Below are 7253 nucleotides of genomic sequence, written 5' to 3'. Positions count from 1 at the left end.
AGGAACCTGGCCAGGGAACAGGGCTCGGCTTATCCATGGCGCACGGGCTGGCCGCTCAGTCAGGCGGCCGCCTCATCCTGCGGAGCAAACCCGCTCAGGGTACCACGGCCGAGCTTTGGCTGCCGGTGATCCACCAGCAGCCGCGCACAGAGCAGTTGAAGGCTGACGCCGAGGCCCTCATGCCGCTGCCGCAGAGGCCTCCGCTCACGATCCTGGCGGTGGACGACGATCCCCTGGTGCTGGCCAACACGGCTGCCATGCTCGAAGATCTTGGGCACATCGTGCTCCAGGCCGCCTCCGGTCAGGAAGCATTGGCCATAGCCAAAGCCCGACACCGGCTTGATCTGGTCGTAACTGACCAGGCGATGCCCGGCATGACGGGAACTCAGTTGGGCGCTCATCTGCGATGCGAGCAGCCGAATCTCCCGGTGCTGCTGGTAAGCGGCTATGCGGACCTGCCTCTCGGCAGCGGCAGCAATCTTCCGAGGCTGAACAAACCCTTCCAGCAGGTGACGCTTGCTCAGGCTGTCGAGGCGGCCATCACGCCTCCCGCCTCGGCAACAGTGACCGTGTTGCATGCGCGCTGTAGCGAAGGATCGGCACTTTGATGGAAAACGAGCGCTCCTCCAGAACATATAGCAGAAGCGTATAGTATAGGGTGGATCTGACTTCATTCAGTAACTCCAGCATCTCGTGCTGTCTAAAAGAAAGGCCTTGCTCGCCGTCCGCTTCATACCCGCTGCAAGGTGATTCTGATCTTGAAGTACATAGATCGGCAGCTCAGCACCCTCTCGGATATTCAGCGTAGCGGGATGGACCCCTCAGAGCGAACATCAGGCTGAGCAGAAGCTGGACGGCCATTGATGGACAACCCTGTGAGTCGTCTCGGCGGCAGCTTTGGTCGCGCTCAACGAATGGTCCAACCAAGAGTTGTCCATCATGAAAGAACGACCTTTGCTGGGGCCGTCACTGACCCACCCGGCAAGGCCAAGTGAGAGTTGGACGACGTGAATTGCTTGCTGCTGGTCGAGGATGAACTTCTCGTGCGAATGCTCGCCAAGGAGGTCCTTGAGGAAAAGGGCTTCGTGGTGCTGGAGGCACAGGATGGTGACGAGGCCATCAGGATGCTCGATGACCTTGACCGTATCGATATCGTCGTCACCGACGTACGCATGCCTGGCTGCCACGACGGCTTGGACGTCGCTCAGCACGCCAGAACACGCTTCCCCGAGGTGCCGGTCATCGTCGCGACCGGGTTCGCGGCCAACGTCACGGACCGCCTGAAGCAGCTGGATCCACGCGCTGTCCTGATGCCGAAGCCTTACAGTCTGGACCACATGGCCACCCTTGCACGGACATTGTCCGGCAGTGAATGACGCGCCTCAAAGGCCAGCCTGGACGGAGGCTGCGCGTCTGGCGGCGCTGAGCCGCTACGGTATCCTGGATACGCCGCCGGAGCAGGAGTTCGACGACCTCGTGCGCTTGGCCGCCGACCTGCTCGGCGCCCCAATAGCCGCAGTGAACCTGATCGCCGAGCACCGGCAATGGTTCAAGGCCGAGGTGGGCCTTGGCGCACGGGAGATGCCCCTCGACACCTCCATCTGCGCCCGGGTGATGTTGGAGCCTGGCGAACTGGTTATCCCGGACCTGCTGGAGGACCCGCGCTTCGATCGCAATCCGTTGGTCACGTCGGGACCGGGCCTTCGGTTCTACGCAGGCGAGCTGCTAGTGAGCCCGGACGGGCTGCCATTGGGAACGCTGTGCGTGCTGGACACCCAGCCCCGCCCAGAGGGGCTGACCGACCAGCAGCGCTTCGCGCTCAAAGCGCTGGCCCGCCAAGTGATGGGCCAGATGGAACTCCGCCGCACCTTGGCGCAGCAGGCCCTTGAGGAAGCCCTCCAGCGTCGCACGCTCCTCAGCGTGACCGACTTTGCTATCATCAGCACTAACCTTCAGGGGCAGGTGCTCGGCTGGAACCCTGGCGCCGTCAACCTCATGGGCTGGACCGAGGCAGAGATGGTTGGCCAGTCCGCCAATCGCATCTTCACGCCGGAGGACCAACAGCTCCGCGCGCCGGAGGCGGAGAGGGAGCGGGCTCGCCGGAGCGGACGCGCGATCAACGAGCGCTGGCATGTCCGCCAGGACGGCTCCCGCTTCTGGGGCAGCGGCGAGATGATGCAGCTGCGCGACGAGGCTTGCGCGCATGTCGGCTACGTCAAGGTCATGCGTGACCGCACGGAACAACACCTGGCGGGCCAAACCATGGCCGCGCTGAACGAGCGTTACCAGCTCGCCTCGCGGGCCACCAACGACGCGATCTGGGACTGGGACCTGCGCACTAACACCATCCGGTGGAACGAGGCGCTACGTGATGCCTACGGCTGGGCACCCGAGCACATGGAGACCGCCGGCGACTGGTGGCTCGCGACCATCCACCCCGACGACCGGGACGGGGTGGGCCGCGATATCCACGCGGTGATCGACGGCACCGGTACGGGTTGGATGGACGAGTACCGCTTCACCCGGGCCGACGGCAGCCACGCCGCTGTGCTGGATCGCGGCTACGTCATCCGGGACCGGGGCGGGCGCGCCATCCGCATGATTGGGGCCATGCTCGACCTGAGCGAGCGTAAGCGCGCGGAAGTAGCCATTCGGGAACATGAGCAGCGCTACCGGGCTCTCGTAGCTGCCTCGGCCCAGGCGGTCTGGACAACAGATGCGGACGGCGTGGTCACGGAGGATTCCTCCTCCTGGCGCGCCTTCACCGGGCAGACCTTCGAGGAGTGGCTCGGCTACGGATGGTTGAACGCGATCCATCCCGACGACCGTGCCCGCGCCGAGCAGCAGTGGCGCATGGCGGCGGCGGAACGCCGGAAGTTCGACACCGAGTACCGGCTGCGCCATGCGGCGACCGGTGGCTGGCGCTGGACCTCGGCCCGGGCAACGCCGCTGCCCCGCGACGATGGCTCAGTCCGGGGCTGGGTCGGCATGAACATCGACATCGAGGACCGCAAGCGTGCCGAGGCAGCGCTCCAGGAACTCAATGCCAGCCTGGAGCAGCAGGTGGAGGAGCGTAGCCGCGCGCTCCAGGAGGCGAGCGAATTCACGCGCCTGGCGCTCACTGCCGTCGGCGGTGTCGGGGTGTGGACCTATGACGTGGCCAGGGCGCGCTTCTTCTGCGACGCCGCGATCTCCAGCCTGTACGGCCTGGACCCCATGGAAGCGGCGGCCGGGATCAGCCCCGAGGCCTTTCTCGCCAATGTCCACCCTGACGACAAGCCCGGGATCAGGGCCTTGCTATCCGACAACCATGACCGTGGCGGTGACTTGGAACTGCAGTACCGCATCTGCCATCCGGACGGCTCCCTTCGCTGGGTGCTCTCGCGTCGCCACACCTTTGTCGAGAACGGGCGTGCGGTTCGCCGGACAGGCGTGGGCATCGAGACGACCCACCAGCACCAGCTCGAGGAGCAGCTGCGCCAGAGTCAGAAGATGGAGGCGGTCGGGCAGCTCACGGGCGGGCTGGCGCATGACTTCAACAACCTGCTCACCGGCATCACAGGCGCCCTGGAGCTCTTGAGCGCGCATGTGGCCCAGGGCCGCTTCCGGGACCTGGACCGCTACGTCCACATGGCCCAGGGCGCCGCAAACCGCGCTGCCGCCCTGACGCACCGCCTGCTCGCCTTCTCGCGGCAGCAGACCCTCGACCCCAGGCCCACGGATGTGAACCGCCTCGTTGCCGGAATGGAGGAGTTGATCCGGCGCACGCTGGGTCCTCAGGTCGAGCTGGAAGTAGTCGGTGCTACCGGGCTGTGGCCGACGCTGGTCGATCCACCGCAGCTGGAGAACGCCATCCTCAACCTCTGCCTCAACGCCCGTGACGCCATGCCGGATGGGGGCCGTCTGACCATCGAGACGGCCAACAAATGGCTCGATGCGCAGGCGGCGCAGGAGCGGAATATGCAGCCGGGCCAGTACGTGGTGATCTGCGTCACCGACACGGGCACCGGCATGACCCCCGACGTGATCCGCAAGGCCTTTGATCCCTTCTACACCACCAAACCTCTGGGCCAAGGCACCGGGCTCGGCTTGAGCATGGTCTACGGCTTCGTCAGGCAGTCCGGCGGACAGGTGCGGATCTACTCCGAACCAGGCCAGGGCACGACCATGCGTCTCTACCTGCCCCGGCACCACAGTCAGCCGGATGAGGCCGAAGCGCGGCCGGAGGTCGCGCAAGTGCCGCAGGCGGAGGCCGGTGAAACGGTGCTGGTGGTCGACGACGAGCCGACGATCCGCATGCTGGTCACCGAGGTGCTGGAGGAGTTGGGCTACGCGGCCATCGAGGCGGCGGACGGCGCCTCCGGCTTGAAGGTGCTGCAGTCCGGCGCCAGGGTGGATCTGCTGGTAACCGATGTCGGACTGCCTGGTGGAATGAACGGACGACAAATGGCCGACGCGGCAAGGCAGTGGCGGCCAGGGCTGCAGGTCCTGTTCATCACAGGGTATGCCGAGAACGCCGTTGTGGGAAACGGGCACCTCGGGCCGGGCATGCACGTCATGACCAAGCCCTTCGCTTTGGAAGCCTTGGCCAGTCGGATCAGGGAACTCACCACCGCGCCATCCTGACCGCCGCAACGGCCTTGCAGAACCAGGGACAGGACCAGGAAACGGGTCGATTACCCCGAAGCGTCCCACAAAAAGGGCACCACCAAGCTCGACCGACACCTGGAGCCCAGCTCGCTGCCGTGAATGTCAGTCGGAGGATCTGGGCCTGTCGAGGCTGAGCTAAGGGTGACCTGCCGTCCCTTGTGGATGACCCTTGCCGGTTGAGCAGCGGCGGGTTCTGCTTCTCGACGGACAGACATCACGGTCCGGGACGTTCTGGCCGCAAAATGAAGGAATCGTAGGGTGACACCCTGAGTACGCCTCCTCTAAAGACACGCTTATGCCTGCCCATCACAGCCTGCACGTTGCCCTCACACGCGAACTGTGTGACTTCGTCGCCCGCCTGGTCGCCTCGGGACGCTACCAGAGCTCCAGCGAGGTCGTCCGTACGGCGCTGCGTCTGCTGGAGCGCACCGACGGTGAGCCGATCACCAACCGGTCCGGCTCCACCTCACTGCCTCCACCGGGCAATACCCGGTGACGTCCCACACCAAGGTACCCCATCCGCGTCAGCTGAGCTCGAGCCGCTTGGCCGAGCTGGTTCTGGAAAGCGCGGCCGACTTCGCCATCCTGACCATGGACCTCGAGGGCATCATCACCTCCTGGAACAGCTCCGCCGAAACTGTGCTGGGCTGGTCAGCGGAGGAGGCGATCGGCCAGCACGCCTGCATGATCTTCACGCCCGAGGACCAGGCGCAGGGGGGATGTCAGAAGGAGATGGCCATTGCGCGGCATGAAGGCCGGGCTGCGGATGGCGCAAAGACGGCAGCCGCTTTTGGGGTGCGGGCTCCATGACGCGGCTGGAGGACACGGACTCCGGAGCGCAGATCGGCTACGCCAAGATTGTGCGAGACCGTACGGAACAGCACGAGGCGGGGCAGCGCCTGGTCCACAGCCAGGAACGATTTCGCGCCATTCTCGGCATCAAGACGGTAGGCGTCATGGTATGGGGCCCGGATTTCGGCCTCGTGGAGGTGAACGACGCTTTCCTCCAGATGACCGGCTTCACGCGGGACGAGGCGCTGGGCAAGACGTGGCAGGAGCTGACCCCGCCAGAGTTCTTTCCGGCCTCGCTCAAGGCCGTCTCTGAGATCACCACGATCAACGAGACCACACCCTACGAGAAACAGTACTACCGCAAGGACGGGTCGCGCTGGTGGGGCCTCTTCGCGGCGCGCCGCATCAACGACCACGAAGTGGCCGAGTTCGTGCTGGACGTCACCGACCGCAAGCTAGCGGAACAGGCCGCACGCGAGAGCGACCAGCGCTTCCGGCAGCTGACGGAGCTTTCCCCCGCCCTGGTCTGGTTCAGCAGCCCGGATGGCCAGCTGACCTACCTGAACCAGCACTACTACGACCTGACCGGCTTTACGCCGGAGCAGGCCCTCGGCGATGGCTGGAAGAAAGCGGCGCATCCGGACGACGTGCGTCGTGTCTGCACAGCTTGGTACAACGCGCGGGCGCACGAGGTGCCTTATGACGTCGAGTTCCGTCTGCGACGGCGCGACGGCGAGTACCGCTGGTACCGTTCACAGGCCACGCCGCAGCGGAACGAGATGGGCCAGATCATTGGCTGGCTCGGCAGCAACGCTGACATCACGCCGATGAAGGAGGCCGAGAAGGTGCTACGGGCCTCGGCTGAGGCGCTGGAACAACAGGTGGCGGAGCGCACGCGCGACCGCGACCGCATGTGGCGCCTGTCGAGTGACGTCATGCTGGTGGCCGACTTCCAGGCACGGATCGAGGCGATGAACCCGGCCTGGACAACCATGCTGGGATGGCCCCCTGAGGAGCTGCTCGGCAGCGACTTGATGAGCCTGGTTCATCCGGACGACATGGCGGCTACTCTGGCTGAGGTGGGCAAGCTGGCGGATGGCCAGACCACCCTGCGCTTCGAGAACCGTTACCGCTGCAAAGACGGCCAGTACCATTGGCTGTCCTGGAGTGCGGTGCCCGACGAGCGGTTCATCCACGCCGTGGGCCGTGACATCCAGGCCGAGAAGGAGCAGGCCGAGGCACTACGGCAAGCCGAGGAAGCCCTGCGCCAAAGCCAGAAAATGGAAGCCGTGGGACAGCTGACCGGCGGCATCGCCCACGACTTCAACAATCTCCTGACCGGGATCACAGGGTCGCTCGAACTGCTGAGCACCCGCGTCGCCCAGGGACGCCTGACTGACCTGGACCGCTACGTCACCACGGCGCAGGGTGCGGCGGCCCGGGCCGCGGGGCTGATCCACCGCTTGCTGGCATTTGCGCGCCGGCAAACGTTGGATCCGAGGCCGACGGATGCCAACAAGCTGGTTCAGGACATGGAGGAGCTGATCCGCCGCACGGTGGGGCCACAGGTCACCGTTTCCGCCGAGTTGGATCCCGGCCTCTGGACAACGCTGTGCGACCCCAACCAGCTGGAAAACGCCCTGCTGAACCTCTGCATCAACGCACGTGACGCCATGCCCGACGGTGGTCAGCTCACCATCGAGACCAGTAACTCCCGGGTTGATGAGCGCGATGCACGGATGCGGGACATGCGACCCGGGGAATACGTTGTCATCTGCGTGACCGACAGCGGCACCGGCATGTCTCCGGAG

The 7253-nt window shown here is 65.4% G+C and carries 6 protein-coding genes; all 6 read left to right on the top strand.

All coding sequences use genetic code 11. The features are described from left to right. Positions 1-608, top strand: a 608-nt coding sequence (locus D2K64_RS22480; RefSeq protein ID WP_238384377.1) for a response regulator, incomplete at its 5' end; no start/stop codon positions are given. A 399-nt stretch (positions 609-1007) separates the two neighbouring features. Further along, complete coding sequence (locus tag D2K64_RS22475) at positions 1008-1376, top strand: response regulator (protein ID WP_238384378.1); 369 nt, start codon at positions 1008-1010, stop codon at positions 1374-1376. After that, positions 1369-4626, top strand: coding sequence for a PAS domain-containing protein (locus tag D2K64_RS22470; protein ID WP_120010617.1), 3258 nt, complete (start codon positions 1369-1371; stop codon positions 4624-4626). Before D2K64_RS22475 ends, D2K64_RS22470 begins: the two co-directional genes overlap by 8 nt. A gap of 319 nt (positions 4627-4945) precedes the next feature. After that, complete coding sequence (locus D2K64_RS22465) at positions 4946-5146, top strand: type II toxin-antitoxin system ParD family antitoxin (RefSeq protein ID WP_120010616.1); 201 nt, start codon at positions 4946-4948, stop codon at positions 5144-5146. Positions 5147-5193: 47 nt separating this feature from the next. After that, positions 5194-5460: a PAS domain S-box protein gene (locus tag D2K64_RS22460; RefSeq protein WP_120010615.1), complete on the top strand. Its 267-nt coding sequence runs from the start codon at positions 5194-5196 to the stop codon at positions 5458-5460. Then, positions 5457-7253, top strand: a 1797-nt coding sequence (locus D2K64_RS22455; protein ID WP_120010614.1) for a hybrid sensor histidine kinase/response regulator, incomplete at its 3' end; no start/stop codon positions are given. The genes D2K64_RS22460 and D2K64_RS22455, both read left to right, overlap by 4 nt.

The organism is Teichococcus vastitatis (assembly GCF_003604215.1).
Taxonomy (GTDB): Bacteria; Pseudomonadota; Alphaproteobacteria; order Acetobacterales; family Acetobacteraceae; genus Pseudoroseomonas; species Pseudoroseomonas vastitatis.
This window is presented reverse-complemented; position numbering and strand designations above follow the sequence as displayed.